The following is a 19,216-nucleotide window of genomic DNA, read 5'->3' as shown; positions in this document are numbered from 1 at the left end:
TAATGCAAACGAATATGTAAATGTAAGCGTTTGCTGATACTAAAATATCATATTAAATAATTTGGAAACACCCTGAGAATTAGCTACAAAATCATGTGAAAATTAGAGGGTTATGTAAAAAATACGTCTTGTGTCTTTGGGTTCGGTGCGGGGGAGTTCTGTTTGATGCGGGGCTGCGCTGCGAGGGAAATTCGCTCAAAACGCTGTCTCACCCGGAAAGCGACTGGAGGGAATTCAGGGAGTGGCTTTCCGGGTTCAAAGGCGTTTTGAGCTGAATTTCCCTCTCCGCTAGTACCTTGTCAACTCTTGATCGGAGGTTTACGTTCGACTGAAACGCACACGCTTTAGGTGCGTTTCAGGTGGGCGTAACCATTCCTTTAATGTTGACAAGGTGCTAGGCTTCCCGGTGAACAGAACTTCCGCGCACGGAAGAAGACGCCAGTCGTATTTTATGGTGGGGAGGAGAAGAAAGAAGAAATATACAAAATAGAGGGCACAAGGAAAAAGGCAAAAGAAAAGAAGCTGTTCGTTTGAGGAACAGCTTCCGGAGAGTTGGGGTTTTACGTATAGGGACGGGGTTGTGATAGGAAATGGTGCTGGATTTGCGGAATCTACATCAGGTTTTCCGGGTTCAGGCCTTTCAGGGAATCAAGGACGAAGAGGCCGTCTTTGCTGATCAGGACGTCGTCGAAGTAGATTTCGCCGCCGCCGTATTCGGATTTCATCAGCAGGACAATGTCCCAGTGGATGTCGGAACGGTTTTGGTTGTCGGCGTTTTCGTAGGCTTGGCCGAGGGCGAAGTGGATGCTGCCGTTAATTTTTTCGTCAAAGCCGATATCGTTCATGATGCGGTCGATATGCGGGTTGACGCCGATCGCGAATTCGCCGATATATCGTGCGCCTTCGTCGGTATTCAGCAGTTCGTTCAGCTTGGCGTCATTGTCGCTGCGGCAGCCTGTGATGCGCCCTTTTTCGAAGGTGAAGGAGACGTCGCTGAAGTTTTGACCGAGATAGGAGGCACGGGTATTGAAAGTGATTGTGCCTTCGACCGAATCGCGGACGGGAGCCGAGTAGACTTCGCCGTCGGGCAGGTTTACTTTTCCGTCGCATTTGATAGCCGGAATGTCTTGAATGGAGAAGCTCAAATCCGTGCCGGGAGCGACGATGCGCACGCGGTCGGTGTTCGTCATCAGCTCGGTTAACGGGTCCATGGCTGCGGACATCCTGCTGTAATCCATGGTGCAGGTGTCATAGAGAAATTGAGCGTAGCTTTCCGTGCTCATCTCTGCCAATTGCGCATAGGCTTTGGTCGGGTAGTTGAACAAAATCCATTTCTTCTTCGTTTGTTCATCCGTAACCGGACGATACCATTTGCGGAACGCGTCGCGTTTGGCTGCCGGGACGTCCGCGTATTCGGAAATATTGTCTTCGCCGAGGATCAGAACGATCGCGTCCATTTGCTTCATTTGCTCCAGCTTCATGGCGGCATCGATCCGGAATTGTTCCTCTGTGCCGTTCAGCATCATCCGGCGGTTTACGGCATAATCGGTATAGTCGATAAAAGCATGTCCCCCGGCTGAATGAATTTCGTCGATAAAAGGAGCAAGGATCGCAGCATCATGCACGTCGAGCGCCCGGATGAGTACCTTTTCTCCGGGTTGGACACTTGCCGAATAATGCACGACGGTGCGTGCAAGCTGTCGTAATCGTGGATCGGTCATGGTAAAAGTTCCTCCTGGGCATCCGTTCTTCGGGCCGGCCCCGCAAAGAGGAGGAGCGCTACCGGAACGGAAATGGGTGATTTCGTATTCGGAAATAAGGGTTCTTCATTTAATCATAAAATAAAAAGCCCCTGTTGTCTTCCCATAAAAAGAAAGCCGCCCGAATGAACCGGAAATCCGGGATCGGGCGGCTGGCTTTTTTGGCTTTGCGTTATGGGGCTTTTCTGTTCGGAAGAAGTGTTCAATCGCTAGCATGCAATGGAAAAACTTACGAAGCAGGTTGCCCTGTTACGCTTGTACCGTTTTTCGTCACCGTATACGTCAGCTTGTCTCCGCTCCAGAAGTAGAACGTCAGCTTCACGGCTTCTCCGTCGCGCAGCGTATCGAGAAGGGCTGGGCGCAGGATGATTGCACCCGCATTGTAATTCGGACTGAATGTCGACTCGAATTCTTTGAAGGAAGTCCAGTCGTTCGGACCCGCGTTGCCACCCGACACGTACACGGCTTCCATCGTCGCCAGCTTGTCGCCGTTCCAGACGGTCGGAATCGCGAAGTCCGCGTTCGTGCCTGTCGCGGCGCTCAGTACGGGTGTCTCATGAACGGTGAGGTAGAAGTTCCAATCCGGGCCTTTGGTGAAGCCGGCGGTCAGCACGGCATTCACGCCAAGCTTTCCTGAAGCGGTTAAGCGTTCGAGCGTTGCTGCCGGAATCGTCAGCGTTTCGCCGCTTAGTTTATAATCCTTGTTTTTCGTCAAACGTTTGCCGTCCGCCTTCAGCGAAGTGAGCTTGTTGCCGTTCAGTTGGAGCTGCACGACTTTGTCGGTCACGACTTCGCCTTTTCGCAGTTGAATCAGATCGGATTCGGCTACGGACGAACGCTGCTTTTGACCGGAGCGGATGATTTCGTACAGTTCGGGATCGGACCAAGTATACTGCGTGCGGCTGAAGTGCTGCCCGTTGTCCCACCACATCGTGGTGATATGCTTTTCTTTCAGATAATAGGTCAGGAATTCGAAGAACTTCAGCTTTTCGCCTTGTTCGATCGTATCGGTATTCTTATCGAAGCCGAGCAGTCCGTATTCGCCGAGAATAACCGGAATTCCGCGAGCGGTGAAGGTATCGTACACATTGTCGAAAGTCGTGATGATATCGTTTCGCGTCGTGTCGTCAAATGTCGTCGTGCCCGCGATATTGACGCTGAACGGCCAGTAACCGTAGTAGTGCACGGTCGCGATCAGGTTTTTGTCGTCTTTCAGCTGCTCGAACGTTTCGTACAGCTCGTCCATGCGCTCCTGCGACGGCGACGATTCGAGCGTCGGCAGAATGAGCGGGCGAGTCGCGTTTTTGCCGCCGGAATTACGAACGATCTCGTGGAAAGAGAGGTTCAGTTCATCCAGCATCGCCTGCGCTACCGTTTCGTCCGTCGTACCGCCGTCGGTAAATCGAGGCTCGTTGACGCTCTCGAACGAGACTTTATCCGATTCGTTCTTGAACTTGTCGGCGACCTGCGTCCAGATTGCATTGTAGCGGGCCAGCGTCTCGTCATGATTGCTTTCCATTTTGCTGATCCATACCCATGAGTCATGGTGAACGTTGATCAGCACGTACAGATTCTCCGAGCGCGCCCAGCCTACGACTTCCGCGACGCGGTCGAGATAAGCGGGATCGATTTTGTATTCGGGTGCGGGTCCGATATGGTTGTCCCAGGTCACCGGAATCCGAATGCTGTTAAAACCTTGCCGGGAGATCTGCTTGATCAGCTCTCGCGTCACGCGCGGGTTGCCCCAGGCCGTCTCGTCTTCACCTACGGAATCCAGCGTGTTGCCGAGGTTCCAGCCGGGCTGCATTTGGTTCACGTAGGTCTGCATTTTGCTTTTCGGCGGATTTTCCGCGGCAGAAGCCGTGCCTGACGCTGCCGGAAGAAGCGGAAGGAGCAGGATAACGGCAAGCAGCATGGAAAAAGCGGGCTTAAAGCTTTTTTTGAACATGTGAGCCTCCTTGGTATGTAGAAATGGGCGGTATAAAATCAAAATTTTGTAACCGCTTTATCCTTTACCCCGACAGCGTGCCGCTGAACTTAAAACGTTATCGGGAAAAGAAATATTTTTGAAAAGTCGTTTTGATCTATGTAAAAAGAGGCTTATTAAAAATCTGAAGCAGGGGCTTTATTTTCGGGGAGGCTTTTCCGATAAACAAATTACTGCAATTTGTTTATCGTTTTATAGAACTTATTTACAACAGGGAGCGTGCAGCATAGATGAAAAAGGTCAGGTTCACGATCGGAGCCAAAATCGGTCTCGGTTATTTGCTCGTTATATTGACTCTGGCGGCGATAATTCTGGTCGTCCGCGGCCAGATCGACAAACTGGAAGATGAAATGAACTTTATCGCCGGTCACGATATAGACGTAAATGACCGTATCAATCAGATCGCTAAAAATGCCGTCGATATGGAAACCGGGCAGCGCGGATTCATTATCACGGGCGAGGACAAATACCTGGATCCGTACAATGCGGGCAAAACGCAATGGGACGAAAATTATGAAGCGCTGTATCAGCTGGTCTCGGACAATCCGGCCCAGCAGGACAAGTTGGACCAGATCAAAGCGAAGATCGAAGACTGGATTCAGGTCGCCGGCGAAGCCACGATCGCGATGAAGCGGGCGGACGATTCCGCGGCTCTGGACCAATTTTTCGTGGATGATCCGGGTAAGGCGGACATGGATGCTTTCCGGGAACTGGTGGATACGTTCGCGACTACGGAAAAGAATTTGACGACCCAGCGCGTCGACGATTTGCATAACAGCAATCAGACCTTGAAAAATCTTCTGTTCGTGCTGCTCGCCGTCGTGGTAATCGCGGCGCTGCTTCTGGCATGGTTCACTTCTTCGAGAATCGCGCGCAGCCTCAAATCCGTTACCGCCACGATCGGCGACATCGCTTCTTCGGGAGGAGACCTGACCAAACGGATCGAAGTCCGCAGCAACGACGAAGTCAAAGACCTGGGCGAAGCGACCAACCTGCTGCTGGTCAGTTTGCAGGATATGATTCGCGATCTGAAAAACAATACGGTGCAGTTGGCCGGCGCTTCGTCTTCGCTGCGTCAAGGCGCGCAGGAAAATTCGCGAGCCGTAAAAGAAGTCACGACGTCGATCCAACGCGTGGCGGAAGGCTCGGAGCGGCAGGTCGTGCAAACGGAAGACATTACCGCCGTCATGAAAGAAACGATCGCGGGGCTGGAGCAGGTAGCCGAAGCCGCCGCGGAAGTCGCGGGATTGGCGCAGCAGACGCAGAGCATGGCGGCGGACGGCGAATACCGCATCAAGCAGAGCGTGGAAGAAGTGCAAAGCGTCGCCGACGCCTTCTCGTCGATTCGGGGCAGCGTCTCGGAACTGGCGGAGCGCTCGAACGAAGTGCTGTCGATTACCGGCTACATTTCCGAGACGTCCAGCCAAACCAATCTGTTGGCGCTGAACGCCGCGATCGAAGCGGCCCGCGCGGGAGAGCACGGTCTCGGCTTCAGCGTCGTCGCTTCGGAAATTCGCAAGTTGGCCGATCAGTCGTCGCGTTCGACGGGCGAGATCAGCCGGATCATTACGGCCATGACGTCCGGCATCCGCGATATCGTGGAGCTGGTCGAATCCAGCACCGGCAGCGTGGAGCACGGCGTCGCATCGCTGGGCGAAGCAGGCAGTTCGTTCGAATCGATCGTCGAGCGGATCGGTTCGCTCAGCGCCCAGGTGGCCGAAGTCGCGGCGAACGTCGAACAAATGTCCCAAGGCTCGCAAAGCGTCGGCGAATCGGTGAGCGAAATCACGCGCGTGACCGAAGAAATGGCCGCGCTCACGCAGGAAGTATCCGCCATGAGCGAAGAGCAGTCCGCGTCGATGATCGAGATGGAAAACACGTCGGCCAAGTTGAACGACATGGCGGATTCGCTGTCGCAGATCGTGGAGAAGTTCAAGATTTAAGCGGAACCGTTGATCGATTGATCGGGAAAAGAAAGAAGCTTCCGGCAGCAGCCGGAAGCTTTTTTCTATCCTTCGGACCTATCTATCGAACGGTAAACGTTCCTTCGCTAGATAAGCGACAAGCGGAGGGAGAAATTCAGTGAAATACAGGTTTTCGAAGAAAACCTGCGGTAACATATATGAAAATGTTGGCCTTTGAACTCGGAAAACTCCTTATTTAAATCCAATTCAACTTTTCCGAGTGAGACAGCGTCTTGTGAAGCATTTCGAAGAAATGCACTTCGGAAGCCTATGCTGGTAATTTTCCCCTCCGCCCTCAAGCTTCCCTAACGAATAGGACTTTCCCCGTCCTTACTCCACAACTCCCGAAAATAAACGCTCCGCCCCAGCAGCTCTTCAAATCCTCCTTGGTCCACCAGCTCGCCCCCGCGCATTAGCAGAATCCGATCCACCTGCCGAATCGCGTGCAGCCGATGGGCAACGACAAGCAGCGTCCGCCCCCGAAAACGATCCAATACCGTCTCCATGATCCGCCGCTCGCTGATGTTGTCCAGTGCGGAGACAGGCTCGTCCAGCACGATCATGTCGCGACTCTGCGCCAACACGCGGGCAAAAGCCAGTCGCTGCTTTTCCCCGCCCGACAGCTTCATGCCTCGTTCGCCGACCTGCGTGTCCAGTCCTTCGGGCAAACTGCGGACTTTCTCGCCCAGCAGCGCGTCGTCCAGCACCTCGTACAGCTGCGCGTCTCCAATCGCCTCGTCGAACGCCAGATTCCCCCGCAGCGTATCGTCGAACACAGGAGCATCCTGCGAAATGTAGGAGAGATGCGCATATAGGCTGTCCAGCTTCACTTCGTCGATGTCCGTCCCATCGATCGTCAATCTTCCGGAATTCTTTTTGAGCAGGCCCAGCAGCAGTTTGACCAAAGTCGATTTCCCGCTGCCGCTGAGTCCCACGATAGCGGTCGACGAACCCGCGGGCAGCGAGAAGGAGACGTCGCGCAAAAGGTTAGGCTGATCGCCTCCATAGCCGAAAGAAACCTTTTCAAAAACGATCTCGCCTTTGATCCGCGCAACGTCGACCCCTTGCTCCAGATTGGAGTCCGAAGGCGCATCCATATGACGCTCGAAACGGTCGTAGGCGAGCCGATCCAGCTTATAGTCGACGTAGATCACGTTGAAGATGGCGATGGGCGAATACACCTTGTCGATCAGCAGCAGGAGCGCCAGCGTAATCCCGATAGTGGAACGTCCCGCAGCGATGTCAGTGATTCCAATCGCCAATACCGCAATCTTGACTACAATGACCAACAACTCGAACAGGGCAAAAAAAGATTCATGGATCATGCGGATCTGTACATTTTTGCGCACGATGTCTTCCGCGGTCCCGGTCAGCTTCAGGATCTCTCGTTCGTACCGACGGTTCAGTCGGAATACGACCAACTCCATAAAGCCGCGTACCGAATAACGGGACGACTTTTCTTGACTGATTAACAGCGATTCTTTGATGGAATAGAGAAAGCGGAGCAGGATACGCGTCAAAAAGAAAACTACCGCGTAGCCGCCCGCGATCACCCACATTAGCTGAGGGCTATACAGGCCGATGAAGAGCAGGCTGAACAGCAAAGTCGGCAAAAGCTCGGAGAAAATGCGCAGGTAGAACCCATGCACGATGCCTGATCCGGCGAGCGCGCCGTTGTCGATGGTCTGGATCAGCTCACCGGTTCCGAGATTGCCGTAAGCACGGTAATCCATGCGGGAAATGCGGCCGAGCGCCAGCAGTTTGAGCCGTTCGGCGATGCCTTTGGGAAGAGCCGTCTCCGGATATTCCAACGCATAGTTGAGGATTGCGCACGCCGCCAGCAGGGCACCGTACAGGACCAGCAGTCCGCGAAGCTCGCCAAGCCCCGCCGACGCGGAGACGGAATCCAACAAGCGTTGAAAGGCCTGGACACCGTAAGCACTGAAGAACTGCAAAGCGAATCCGAGAAGTATATATAGAAGAATTAGTTTTTTGAATGCGAAAACCGAAGATTTTAACATGGCAAAGCCGCCTTTCGAAACAGGATGGGACGCCGCGAACCGAAAAAAGGCGCAGCAAAAAGAGAATGACTGTCGAACGTCGAACAAAGAACTGAATCCGAGACAAGGTACCAGGCAGAGCGGCCCGAAAGGCCCACTACCCCCTTGATAGCCGGTACGCGTTTTGATCCGGCCCGAAATTCAGTTACTTCGAACGATGCGGCAGAACATTCTCCGATTCACCCCGTTTGGAAAAGTTAGGTTTACTATATCAGATTTTGCGCGCCGAAAAATAATTAAAAAAATTTCGTAAACATGCAACTAAATCCGAAACCCGCGCGTCTTATAGATAACAAAAGGTTCCCGGAAACGATAAAACCCGTTCCCCGGCTCATGCGCCGAAAGGAACGGGTAAATGGAAAGGTTAAAATTTTCGTTGAAGTTAGCTGTCCGTCATTTGTCCGTACGTCCATTCGCTGGTGACGCGCTTGGCAGTGACATAACGGTTGGCCCAATACGAGTTGGACAGGCTTGCAATGCTGACGCCTTTGCTGCTGGACGAATTTGCGAATTTGCCGTTACCTACATAAAATCCCACATGGGAAATGCCGCGTCCCGTTGTATTGAAGAAAACAAGATCGCCGACACGAAGATTGGATTTGGATACCGTTGTGCCTTGCTGTGCTTGGCTTGCCGCCGTGCGGGCGAGGGTCACACCGAATTTGTCGAAGATGTACCGGGTAAATCCGGAACAATCGAAACCTGCTGTGGTTGTACCGCCATATTTATAAGGCGTTCCCGATACTTGACTGACTGCGGAATTGATCGGAGTGGAGCTGGCGGCGTATGTACTTGCTGCCCCAGATGTAAATACGATTGCTGCACCCAATACGGAAATAACAAGCTTCTTCAAAAATTTTTCCCCCTGATGCCTACGGAGTTAGCTAAGGGTTCGGTGGTAGGAATTTCCCTATACTCCCTCTGGAACAAGAATAATTCACCCGAAATGGTTCCCCCGTTTTCTTGCAAAAAAGAAATTCGGCATTTATTAAGATTTTGTAACTATTGATACTCTACCTTATTGCCTGCTGATTTGTCAAACCCTTCACGCAACTTCTCGACACCGCATGATTATAACAGCCTAAAAATGAAACACAAGTGACAAATTTGTAATTAAGACTAGGAAAAACGTGCGAATTTGTTACAATTGAGTCGAAACGATTCAAATTTCGTCCAAATTCTACAACTTCATGTATGATGAGCGGATCTATAAAAGTTAAAATGAAAACGCGGGAAATCATGGAATACAGTGCGATTGCAACTTTTGTTTCTGTTGAACCTTTTATTACTTCGGCACCTTCAGCGGATTTATAAAGAGATGCAGTAGAGAAAAATTGGATAAAACTTTAAAAATTCTCTCTCGGAGAGACGCTGATTTACCGATTCTAAGGTATAGAGGATTCGATCGGGAGGGCGTAGCGATGAACAGCCAAGATATTCAAAACGAGATGGAGCGCCAACGCCTGATTCTTCATCAGTTGGCGGACGAGTTCGGCTTTTTGGATGAACGGGTTCTGGTGCAATCGCAGAAGCTGGACGAATGGTTGAACGAGTACGAGCGCCATAAAAATAATTAAGGCAACGGACGGTTCTCTTTTTCTATGCGAATATTTGCTGAATGGCTAAATACATAATCATCTTTTGCGCGCGCATCTCGTTTTGCGCGCTTTTTGCTTTTTCCGGATTCGCTGCTTGCTGCTTTCGACTCTTGAAGCTTTCGGGGTATACTGGAACAGAGAGCGATGGATCGAAGGAGGATATTCATATGGCGATGGAAATTGAGCGCAAGTTTTTGTTGGACCGCACGCCGGAAGAACTGATTGCCCAAGGCGCGTTTAACCGGCTTTCCCAGCATCGGATCGATCAGACGTATCTGGCACTCGATGAACAGCAGGAGGTTCGTGTCCGTCGATTGGTGGACGAAGACACGGGCGAAGTTGAATATACGCATACCTTTAAACAAGGGAACGGAATGAGCCGGGAAGAGATCGAATATTCCATTACCGAGAGCATTTACGAGCAGCTTTTCCGGGCTTCGGGCGCTGTACCGTTAACCAAAACGCGCACGACCGGGGAGTGGCAGGGTCTGACAGTCGAACTGGATCGCTACGATCAATTGAATCTGACCGTAGCCGAGGTTGAATTCGATTCGATGGAGGACGCGGAATCTTTCGCGCCTCCGGATTGGTTCGGCGAAGATATCAGTTCGAAGCGCGAGTATAGCAATAAAAAGGTATGGAAAGAGCTGCAAAATCGAGCTTGATGCACATTTCATGGATACGATCACTGCATCGGCCCACATGCCTATGTTACAATAAAGCCAATCCATATGAGATGGGCAATTATACTTTTGAAAGAGGTGAGGATCATCGCAGTTCAAATTCATATTCAACAGACGCCTAATCCTAATTCGGTCCGGATCGGAGCGGATTCCGTTCTTTTCGAAGGTCCGAAAAGCACATCCGTCAAAGCCGGAGAAGCTACGGACCATGCACTTGCGGCAGCGCTTGTTGCGATTGACGGCGTAGACAACATTTTCGGTATGCGCGATTTTGTTACAGTAAGTAAGCTTCCTGACGCAAGTTGGGATGATATCATTCCTCAGGTTGAGGAAGCATTTAATCAAGTTTACGAGTAAACTTTTTCTCGAAAATCCTATTTATTGAGGGCAGCGAAGCCCTAGCGGAGGGAGAAATTCAGTGAAAGACGCCTTTGAACCCGGAAAGATTCCTTATTAAATTCCAATCGACCTTTCCGGGTGAGACAGCGTCTTGAACGAATTTTTCCCGCAGTGCCTAAGCTTCTCTTTCAAATTAGGATCATTCGAACAACAAGCGCTCCTTCATAGGGGCGCTTTCGCTTTTTAAGGAATAAGGAGTTAAGAAGGCAAGCGGCGGTTATTACTATAATAAGAAGAAACATTAGAAAGTTGGTCAATCGCATGCGCATCAACAAGTATATCAGCGAGACGGGGTATTGTTCGCGCAGGGAAACGGATCGATTGATCGCGGCGGGAAGGATCACCATCAATGGAGAGACATGCGCAGCCGGGGCGGAAGTGGAAGCCTCTGATGAGGTGAAGATTGACGGACAACCTATTCCGCGGAAAGAAGCTCCCGTTTATCTGGCGCTCAATAAGCCTAGAGGGATCGTTTGCACGCATGCCAAAGGCGTTACGGGGAATATTGCGGATTACGTGAATTATCCGGTGCGCATTTTTCCGATCGGGCGGCTGGACAAGGATTCGGAAGGCTTGATTTTGCTTACCAATGACGGGAGCATCGTCAATCGCATGATGCGTGCGGAGCAAGGGCACGAGAAGGAGTACGCGGTCGCGGTGGATAAGCCGATTACGGCAGAGTTTCTGGAGCGGATGGCGGCGGGGGTGGAGATTATGAATACGGTGACTCTTCCATGCCGGACTTACCGCATCGCGGAGCAGGTTTTCGGCATCGTGCTTAAGCAAGGATTGAATCGTCAGATTCGGCGCATGTGCAAAGAATTGGGCTATCGGGTGTTAGAGCTGAGGCGGGAGCGGATCATGAATATCCGATTAGGCGGTCTTGCGATCGGACGGTGGCGCGATTTAGAGGCGGAGGAGCTGGAAGGGTTGTCGGAAGCGCTGGGCATAGAAGTTCCCCCTAAGTAACTTCCCGACAAGATAACCTGCCGCAAAGTGGACGATACGTGGTAAAGTGGTGAAAAAGGCTACAATTACAGAAGTGAAGGGGCTGCTTTCGATGTTTGAATTCGACCAGATACCGTTTGCCGCGGAATTTGCGGAAAATCCCGAGCCGAGATGTCCCTGCATTTTATTGCTGGACACTTCGTATTCGATGAGCGGGCAGCCGATCAATGAGCTGAACCGCGGGCTCTCCTCGTTTAAAGAAGAGCTGATGACCGATAGCATGTCGGTTAAACGCGTGGAATTGGCCGTGGTCAGCTTTGGACCCGTACAGGCGACGTCCGATTTCGGAACGCCGGACGACTTTTATCCGCCGATGCTGACTGCCAGCGGCAATACGCCGATGGGCGCAGCGATCGAAAAAGCGGTCTCGATGCTCGAAGAACGCAAAAACGTATACAAGCAAAACGGAATTTCCTATTACCGTCCGTGGATCTTCCTGATTACCGACGGCGCGCCGACCGACGACTGGCAGCGCGCGGCTTCGCTCGTTCGCGAAGGCGAAGCGTCAAAGTCGTTTATGTTCTTCGCGGTCGGCGTCGAGAATGCGGATATGAACGTGCTGAACCAGATTGCGACGCGCGCGCCTTTGAAACTTAAAGGATTGCGGTTTGCCGATCTGTTCTCCTGGTTGTCGAACTCGCTCAATTCGGTCTCGCATTCGACGCCCGGCGATCAGATTCGCTTGGAGAATCCGGCATCGCCCGAAGGCTGGGCACTGATCTGATGTGGCGGTATGCAAATGCATCCGTACGCGGTACCTCGCATGCGAAGACGGATAAACCTTGCCAAGACTTTTCGATCTGTCGGACGTTTATCGATTCGAAGGGGTCGGAAGTGCTGCTCGCTGCTGCGTCGGACGGCGCAGGCAGCGCTTCGCGTTCGGATGCAGGGTCGGAACTGGCTTGTTCGTCGTTTGCGGATGCGATCGAGCGCCACTTGAAAAACGGAGGAAGCGTCGAAGCGCTCAGCCGCGAGTTCTGCGAGGCTTGGCTTGGCCGTTTCCAGCGAGCGATACGGACCCGAGCGGCGAAGGCGGGCTGTCGCTCCCGTGAGTTTGCCTGTACGTTCTTGGCGGCGGTCATCAGCGGAGAGACGGCGGTGTTCGTTCAGATCGGAGACGGCGCAATCGTATGCTCGGAGAAGGAGGGTGCCTACATGTGGGAATTTTGGCCTCAGCAAGGCGAATATGAAAATACGACGTATTTCGCGACGCAAAGCAGCGCAAAGAAATTTTTGCAGCATAGCGTGCATGTCGGTCGTTCCTGCAAGGAAGTCGCCGTATTTACGGATGGTCTTCAGCGTTTGGCGCTGCACTATCAGACGAAAACGGCTTACGAGCCTTTTTTCCGTCCCTTCTTTTCGGTGCTAAGAAAGCTGGAAACGGCGCAGAATGACCGTTATGACGACTCGCTTCGAGCGTTTCTTGATTCCGGGCGGGTAAACGAGCGCACGGATGACGACAAAACCTTGGTGTTGGCAACCCGGATCGACGCTCGGGACGAACGATCATGAAGCGGGCGGCCCGGATCGTAAATGGAAGCGGCGTAGAGATTCGTTTCGGTCGGGAGTTGGGTCGAGGCGGCGAAGGTTCGGTATTCGAGATCGAAGGTCGTTCCGATCTCGTTGCCAAGTTGTATCATAAGCCGCTGTCCAAAGAAAAGCAGGATAAGATCGAAGCGATGGTTCGACTGAAGACGGAGCGCTTGCTTCGCTTTACGGTTTGGCCGGTTGACGTGATGCGCGATGCCGGTAGGCGAGTGGTGGGGTTTTTGATGCCGTGCCTAAGCGGACAGGAGATTCACAAGCTGTATGGGCCTAAAACAAGATTGGCGGAATTTCCGCAGGCAGGCTATTCGTTTTTGGTACATACCGCGGCCAACTTGGCGCGTGCCTTTGCCGCCGTGCACGAAGCGGGGCATGTGGTGGGGGATATCAATCACAGCAACTTTTACGTGACCGACCAGGCTACGATTCTGATGCTGGATTGCGATAGCTTTCAGGTGCAGTCCGGAGGCACGAGATTCGGCTGCGACGTGGGAATTCCGATGTATATGCCGCCGGAGCTTCAGGGCGTAACGTCTTTCCGAGGCGTCGTGCGCAGCCGCAATCACGATAACTTCGGACTGGCCGTATTTATTTTCATGCTGTTGTTCATGGGGCGCCATCCGTTTGCCGGCAAATATTCGGGAACAGGCGATATGCCGATTGAACGAGCCATTCGCGAATTCCGTTTTGCTTATGGTTCTTCTGCGTCCGCAAGACAAATGCAGCCGCCCCCCGGAGCACTGCCGCTGCAAGTTCTTCCGCCTGCCGTACAGGCATTGTTCGAGCGTGCTTTTGCGCAGGAGTCCATGACGCGCAGGCCTGACGCGCAAGAATGGATCGCTGCTCTGCAAGACATGGGCGGCGTTTTGATGCCTTGTTCCCGCAATTCCGCCCATCAATATCCTTCGCAGGCGAAAGGTTGCCCGTGGTGCGCGATGGAAGCCGCTACCGGAGGACTCTTATTCCGACCGGCGGACTCCTCGCAACGTATGGCTTCGCAGGCTGGAACCATGGGTGGAACGGGTTCAGGGACTGCCGCTGATTCGGCCGCCGGGTTCCAACTGCATCAGATTTGGGCACAAATCCAACGTGTGCCGACTCCGGCTCCGGCACGTACGTTGCCCGAACCTTCAACGCTCGCGGCAGAACCTTCGGCTCCGGTCGCTGCTTATCTGAGAAGGCGCAAATGGCGCGGCGCGTTCTCGTTAGTGTCTTTGTTATCGGCGGCAGGGGTATGGATTTTCCTGCCGGGCTTTTGGATGATCACGGCCGGCGGATTGGTCGGCGTCAATTTGCTTTTGTTGATTGCCGGCGTCGGTCGCCGTTCGCTGCGTTCCGCGCGCAGCGAAGAGCGCGATCGGCTGCGCGAGCGCTGGAACGAATTATCCCTCCGCTACGCGGAAGCCAGCCGCCTCGCGCCATTCGCGGGCAAGTTGCGAGAGTTGGAACAGGCAAAGCGCGAGTATATGGATTTGGAAGTCTTCAAGGCGACGGAACTGCGTCGTCTCGAAGCCAAGCAGCGCAGCGGCCAGATGCAGATCCATTTGCGCCGTCACCGGATCGAACAAGCTCAGCTCGACGGAATCGGACCGGGCCGCAAAGCTTCTCTCGCCTTGTTCGGCATCGAGACGGCGCTTGAGGTCGAGACGCACCGTCTGGCACGCGTTCCGGGCTTCGGTCCGGCAAATACCCGGATGCTGCTCGCCTGGCGTGATCGAATCGAACGTCGATTCGTATTCGATCCGACAGTCGGTCAAATTCCCCAAGCCGAAATACTCGCGCTCGAACGGACAGTCGAAGCTCGTACGCGCGACTTGGAGCGCAGGCTCAGTCTCGGAGCTTCGGAGCTGACACGTCTCTCGGCAGGAATCCGTTCCCGGCAAGAGGCTGCTCTCAAAGAAGCGGGAGGAACGGCACGCGCGCTGGCCCAAGCTGAATTGGACGTTAATGCATTATAGGCGAATCGCTAAATCACCAGTCCCTATCCGGCTGCGGTGATTTAGCGGTTTTTTTCGGTCGGATTCTTCTGCTGAAACCGGCCTTCGGCCTATGGAAGATCATGTCTTTTTCTTCATTTTGCTCTGAATTTTTTGCATGGATGCTCTCGGATTCGACTTCCTTGCTTGCATGTTCATTTTTTGTATATGTGCGTGGGCTATATTGTTTTTCAGGCAAAGCCGAGCAAGCACTTTTACATAGACCAGGGAGGTTTTTTGAACATGAAGAGGAGAGTCAGCCTACTGCTGATCGGCCTGTTATTCGTGGTGCAGATCTTGCAGGGGTTCGGATTTGGGGGCATCGCAAGCGCCGAAGAAACGGCAGCGACGACCGAGCAATCCGCGACGGCAGAACAGGCAATCACGGCGGAATCGATAGAAGTCGCGCCGGAGAATGCAGAGGTTGCGCCAAATGCACAGGAAGAAGAAAGCTCAACCGACAATCCGGGTTCGGATGAGCTCGGCGAAGAAGACGCCGATGCGCTGCCGGATGAAGATGTCGCTAATGAGGAAAAAGATACTGATGCGGAAACTCAGGCTGAAGAAGCTGCGGAGGAACGACCTGCGCAGGCGATCGAAAAAAATCTGATCGACAGCGTGTCCTTGACAATTATGAACGGGCAGGGCGAATTCATCGCCTACGATCCCGATACGCTGTATGAGCAAAATGCGGTTATCGATTTGGCATATACTTGGTCGATCCCTGACGATCATGAGTACCAGGCAGGCGACTGGTACGAGTTCGAACTGCCGAAAGAATTCATCCTTGAGCGTGACTTGCAAGGGGATCTGAAATTCGGCAGTGATTCGGTAGGTACTTTCGAAATGAGCAAGTCTGATCGCAAAATCAAAATGACTTTCAACGGGTTCGTCAAAGACTACAACAATATCAAAGGCGAACTGTTTGCACGCACGACTTTCAATTTGCAGGAGTTTTCAAGCGGCAAAGAAACGACCGTCGTTTTCCCTGTTAACGAAAACCTGCCTCCTTTTACATTCAAAATCAAATCGGCGGTAAAAGAATCGATCGAGAAAAAAGGAGAGGTCGACAAAAAGTTCGCCGGTCGCGTGATCACCTGGACGGTCGACTTCAATAAAACGCAGGATAATGTGGCAAACGCCGTCCTGAACGATCCGATTCCGTCCGGGTTGGAATTGGATAAAAGTTCGGTCGAGATTTATAAACTGAATGTCGGCCTCGACGGCTCGGTCTCTCAGGGCGAACAAGTATCGAGCATGATTCCGGAAGACGGATCGGATCTTGTTTTGAAATTCGGAACTATCGATTCGGCTTACCGGGTCGTGTACAAAACAAACATCACGGAAAATGTCGAAGGAGAACAGAGCTATACCAATACCGCCACGCTCGACGGAGACGGAGTGGCAGAGCCGCCGACCGCTACAGCGACGGTCTCGACTTCATTCGGCAAGCTGCTGGACAAGATTTACGTAGATAACAGCTACAATTCTGTCAAGCAGAGCGCAACATGGAAAATCTACTATAACTACGGATTGAACACGATTGCCGAAGCCGACGCCGTGCTCAAAGACACGTTTGACGGGCAGCAGAAGCTGGTCGACGGCGCGAACGGCATCACGGTTTACCGGATCGACGCTCCTGCGAAAAACGGCGATGAGTCCGGAAAAATCGAGGTCGATCTTAACGATGCGTATACGGTCGACGAAAGCTCGGACGGTTTCGAGCTCCGATTCAAAGGAGACGTTATCTCCGCTTACATGATCGAATACGCCACGCAGGCGATCGATCCCGTATACAACAACAACGGAAAATTCGTCAATACCGTCGAAAGCGGCGGGAAGACAGCCAGCGACGAAGTCGGTATCGGCCAAGTTTACGGAATCAAAAACTACGTCGATAAAAGCGCGAATTACGTAGACAAAACGATCGGATGGAAAATCGAAATCAATAAAAACGATCCGAAAAGAACGATGGAAAACGTAACGATCCAAGATACGTTTACGAACCGGGGACTTGAACTGGTCGAAAACTCCTTCGTGATCGAAGGTCCGGACGGCGAACTTAAGGTGGGAGACGATTATACGTTTGCCTTGCGCAACGATGCTCAAGGGAATCCTGAAGGATTCGATATCGTCTTTACCGGAGACCATGCAACAACTTCGGACAGCTACACCCTGACTTACTTGACGAAGTTCGACACGGATCGTTTGAGTTCCGGAAAGACCAAGTTTCTTAACGACGCCGTCGTAACCTGGACGGACGAATCGGGATCCCATACCGTCAACACGGGAGACGATTTCGAACCGAACGCAAAAGCTTTGAACAACGGTTATAAGTCCGGAAGCTATAACGCGATCAACAAAAAGATCAGTTGGACGATCGGCGTCAATTACAATTTGAAAGAAGTGGGTTCGGCTTCGATCGTAGATACGCTGACTCACGGGCAAAAACCCGATCCAAGCAGCATTCGAATTCACGAAATGCGGATCGACGCCAAGGATTCCTCCGGCAATAAAATCGCCGCAGGCGATCTTGTGGAAGATACGGAATACACCGTCCGATACGTTCCGGCAGTCGATTACGACCCGGAAAAGGATACGGTAAGCGGAACGCTGACCGTCACGTTCAAAAATGCCATCCCGGCAGGAAAAGGCTATATCCTTACATTCGACACCAGCCTTGAAAACCTCGTGACGACGGCTTCCATACCGAATACGGCCGTGCTGAACAGCGGTACGAATCCGGTTTCCAAGCAATTGAAAGCTTCCGCTCCGGTAGCGACGGGCGGAGAATTCGTGAAGAAAGAAGGCAAGCAGAACACGGAAGACGAGGACGTTATCGACTGGACCATCTGGATCAACCGCGGACAATCCACGGTAGATAAAGCCGTGCTCGAAGACCGACCTAGTGCCAACCAATTGTTTATGAAAGATCTGGATGCATTCAAGCTTTACGCGACGAAGGTATCGGAAAAAGGAGTCGTGACCAAAGACGATAGCCAAATGCTCGAACGCGGCAAAGACTATACGATCGAGTTCAAAACCGATCAAAACGGAGCCGAAACCTTCACCTTGAGTTTCCTTCGCACCATCACTACGGCTTACGTGTTGGAATATCAAACGTTGACCACCGCCCAGAGCGGAGTCGAAGTGTTCAACAATGCGGTCTTCAGCGGGGAAAACGCGCGCAAGATCAGCGGCACGGACGAAGGCAAAGTAAAAGTGATGAGATCCGTCGGAGGAGGAACGGGCAGCGGCGAAAACTACCGATTGACCGTCCTCAAAGTTCAAGAAGGTTCCGAAAGCACCGTTCTGGCGGGTGCCGAATTCAAACTTGAACGCGTAAAAAAAGGAAAGATCAGTCTGATCGGCATCCAAACGACCGATTCGGAAGGGAAAATCGAATTCAACAATCTGTTGTTGGGCGACTACCTGTTGACGGAAACGAAAGCTCCCGCAGGATACGTGCTCGATGACGAGCCGCTTCCGCTGACGATCAAAAGCGTCGGCGACGGAGGAGAAGCCAACAGCCTGCGAACCGTTACCAATCAAAAAAATCCGGAACCTCCGGTGACGCCGCCGGGTCCTCCGGTCACTCCGGAAACTCCGGTAACACCTCCGGGCCCGCCGATCACGCCGGAAACTCCGGTAACGCCGCCTGGTCCTCCGATTACGCCTCCGGAGACACCGGTCGATCCTCCGGTAACGCCTCCGGTTGATCCGGCGCCGGAAACGCCGACGCCTAAGCCGCCGGGGCTGTATTTCCCGCAACTGCCGCTTCCGACGCCTCTGATCGTATTGCCGGAAGACGGTACGCCTTCGGGCGGACTTGAAGTCGATCCGGACCCGGTTACGCCGACTCCGGAGGCTCCGGTTGTGCCGGTCGAAGTTCCTTCCACGGTTCAACCGGTTCCGCAGCCTGTACCGGATGGCGACTTGAATCTGCTTGACGAGACGCCTAGAGGCGGTCTGGATATCGACCCGGACCCGGCCGTCCCTGATGTGCCGACGCAGTCGCCGGATTCTTCGGTTCCGTCCGGATCGCCCGAATTTACGAACGGTCTGCTGCCGCAAACCGGCGAAACCGGCGCGTTCCCGATGCGGGCGTTGGGCTTCGCGATGATTCTGGTCGGAGCGATCGGCTTCATGATGATCCGAAAGAAAAATCTCAACGAACAAAAATGATCCGCAAACCCGAATGACGTTCGAACCCCACCTTTTAACCAGGCAAGCCAT

General features: G+C 52.8%; 13 protein-coding genes and 1 riboswitch. Of the genes, 9 read left to right on the top strand and 4 right to left on the bottom strand.

Annotated elements, in window-relative coordinates:
* Nucleotides 1–611: 611 nt before the first annotated feature.
* Nucleotides 612–1,721, bottom strand: coding sequence for an aminopeptidase (locus SACSAC_RS05535; protein WP_037284305.1), 1,110 nt, complete (start codon nt 1,719–1,721; stop codon nt 612–614).
* 268 nt (nt 1,722–1,989) lie between these two features.
* Nucleotides 1,990–3,708 (bottom strand): cellulase family glycosylhydrolase, encoded by a 1,719-nt coding sequence (locus SACSAC_RS05530; RefSeq protein ID WP_037284300.1) that lies wholly within the window; start codon nt 3,706–3,708, stop codon nt 1,990–1,992.
* Nucleotides 3,709–3,977: 269 nt separating this feature from the next.
* Here SACSAC_RS05530 and SACSAC_RS05525 point away from each other — a divergent pair, with 269 nt between their 5' ends.
* The gene (locus SACSAC_RS05525; RefSeq protein ID WP_037284296.1) at nt 3,978–5,690 is read left to right on the top strand and encodes a methyl-accepting chemotaxis protein; all 1,713 of its coding nucleotides are present in this window, start codon (nt 3,978–3,980) and stop codon (nt 5,688–5,690) included.
* Between the two features lie 326 nt (nt 5,691–6,016).
* On the opposite strand, the gene SACSAC_RS05520 is transcribed toward SACSAC_RS05525, so the two are convergent.
* Both SACSAC_RS05520 and SACSAC_RS05515 read right to left on the bottom strand, forming a co-directional pair.
* Complete coding sequence (locus SACSAC_RS05520; RefSeq protein ID WP_037284292.1) at nt 6,017–7,732, bottom strand: ABC transporter ATP-binding protein; 1,716 nt, start codon at nt 7,730–7,732, stop codon at nt 6,017–6,019.
* A 421-nt stretch (nt 7,733–8,153) separates the two neighbouring features.
* Entirely contained in the window at nt 8,154–8,624 is a 471-nt protein-coding gene (locus tag SACSAC_RS05515) for a C40 family peptidase (protein ID WP_037284288.1), read from the bottom strand.
* 1 nt (nt 8,625) lies between these two features.
* A riboswitch (cyclic di-AMP (ydaO/yuaA leader) is annotated at nt 8,626–8,765 on the bottom strand.
* Between the two features lie 427 nt (nt 8,766–9,192).
* On the opposite strand from SACSAC_RS05515, the gene SACSAC_RS27490 reads away from it, so the two are divergent.
* The 8 genes from SACSAC_RS27490 to SACSAC_RS05480 all read left to right on the top strand — a co-directional run bounded on the left by SACSAC_RS27490 (nt 9,193) and on the right by SACSAC_RS05480 (nt 19,165).
* Nucleotides 9,193–9,348: an aspartyl-phosphate phosphatase Spo0E family protein gene (locus SACSAC_RS27490; RefSeq protein ID WP_084777926.1), complete on the top strand. Its 156-nt coding sequence runs from the start codon at nt 9,193–9,195 to the stop codon at nt 9,346–9,348.
* A gap of 188 nt (nt 9,349–9,536) precedes the next feature.
* Nucleotides 9,537–10,034, top strand: a complete 498-nt coding sequence (locus tag SACSAC_RS05510; protein ID WP_037284285.1) for a CYTH domain-containing protein — start codon at nt 9,537–9,539, stop codon at nt 10,032–10,034.
* Between the two features lie 66 nt (nt 10,035–10,100).
* The gene (locus SACSAC_RS05505; RefSeq protein ID WP_342666447.1) at nt 10,101–10,409 is read left to right on the top strand and encodes a NifU N-terminal domain-containing protein; all 309 of its coding nucleotides are present in this window, start codon (nt 10,101–10,103) and stop codon (nt 10,407–10,409) included.
* Between the two features lie 303 nt (nt 10,410–10,712).
* Entirely contained in the window at nt 10,713–11,420 is a 708-nt protein-coding gene (locus SACSAC_RS05500; RefSeq protein ID WP_037292128.1) for a pseudouridine synthase, read from the top strand.
* Between the two features lie 91 nt (nt 11,421–11,511).
* The gene (locus tag SACSAC_RS05495) at nt 11,512–12,183 is read left to right on the top strand and encodes a vWA domain-containing protein (protein ID WP_037284281.1); all 672 of its coding nucleotides are present in this window, start codon (nt 11,512–11,514) and stop codon (nt 12,181–12,183) included.
* Complete coding sequence (locus tag SACSAC_RS05490) at nt 12,183–12,971, top strand: PP2C family serine/threonine-protein phosphatase (RefSeq protein WP_037284278.1); 789 nt, start codon at nt 12,183–12,185, stop codon at nt 12,969–12,971. The genes SACSAC_RS05495 and SACSAC_RS05490 overlap by 1 nt, the downstream gene beginning before the upstream one ends.
* Entirely contained in the window at nt 12,968–14,962 is a 1,995-nt protein-coding gene (locus SACSAC_RS05485) for a helix-hairpin-helix domain-containing protein (RefSeq protein ID WP_037284275.1), read from the top strand. The genes SACSAC_RS05490 and SACSAC_RS05485 overlap by 4 nt, the downstream gene beginning before the upstream one ends.
* Before the next feature lie 261 nt (nt 14,963–15,223).
* On the top strand, nt 15,224–19,165 hold the full coding sequence (locus SACSAC_RS05480; protein ID WP_037284271.1) for a collagen binding domain-containing protein: 3,942 nt from the start codon (nt 15,224–15,226) through the stop codon (nt 19,163–19,165).
* Nucleotides 19,166–19,216 lie beyond the last annotated feature (51 nt).

It is taken from the genome of Saccharibacillus sacchari DSM 19268 (assembly GCF_000585395.1).
GTDB lineage: Bacteria > Bacillota > Bacilli > Paenibacillales > Paenibacillaceae > Saccharibacillus > Saccharibacillus sacchari.
Note: the sequence above shows the minus strand (reverse complement) of the source record. Positions and strands in the feature narration are given on the sequence as shown.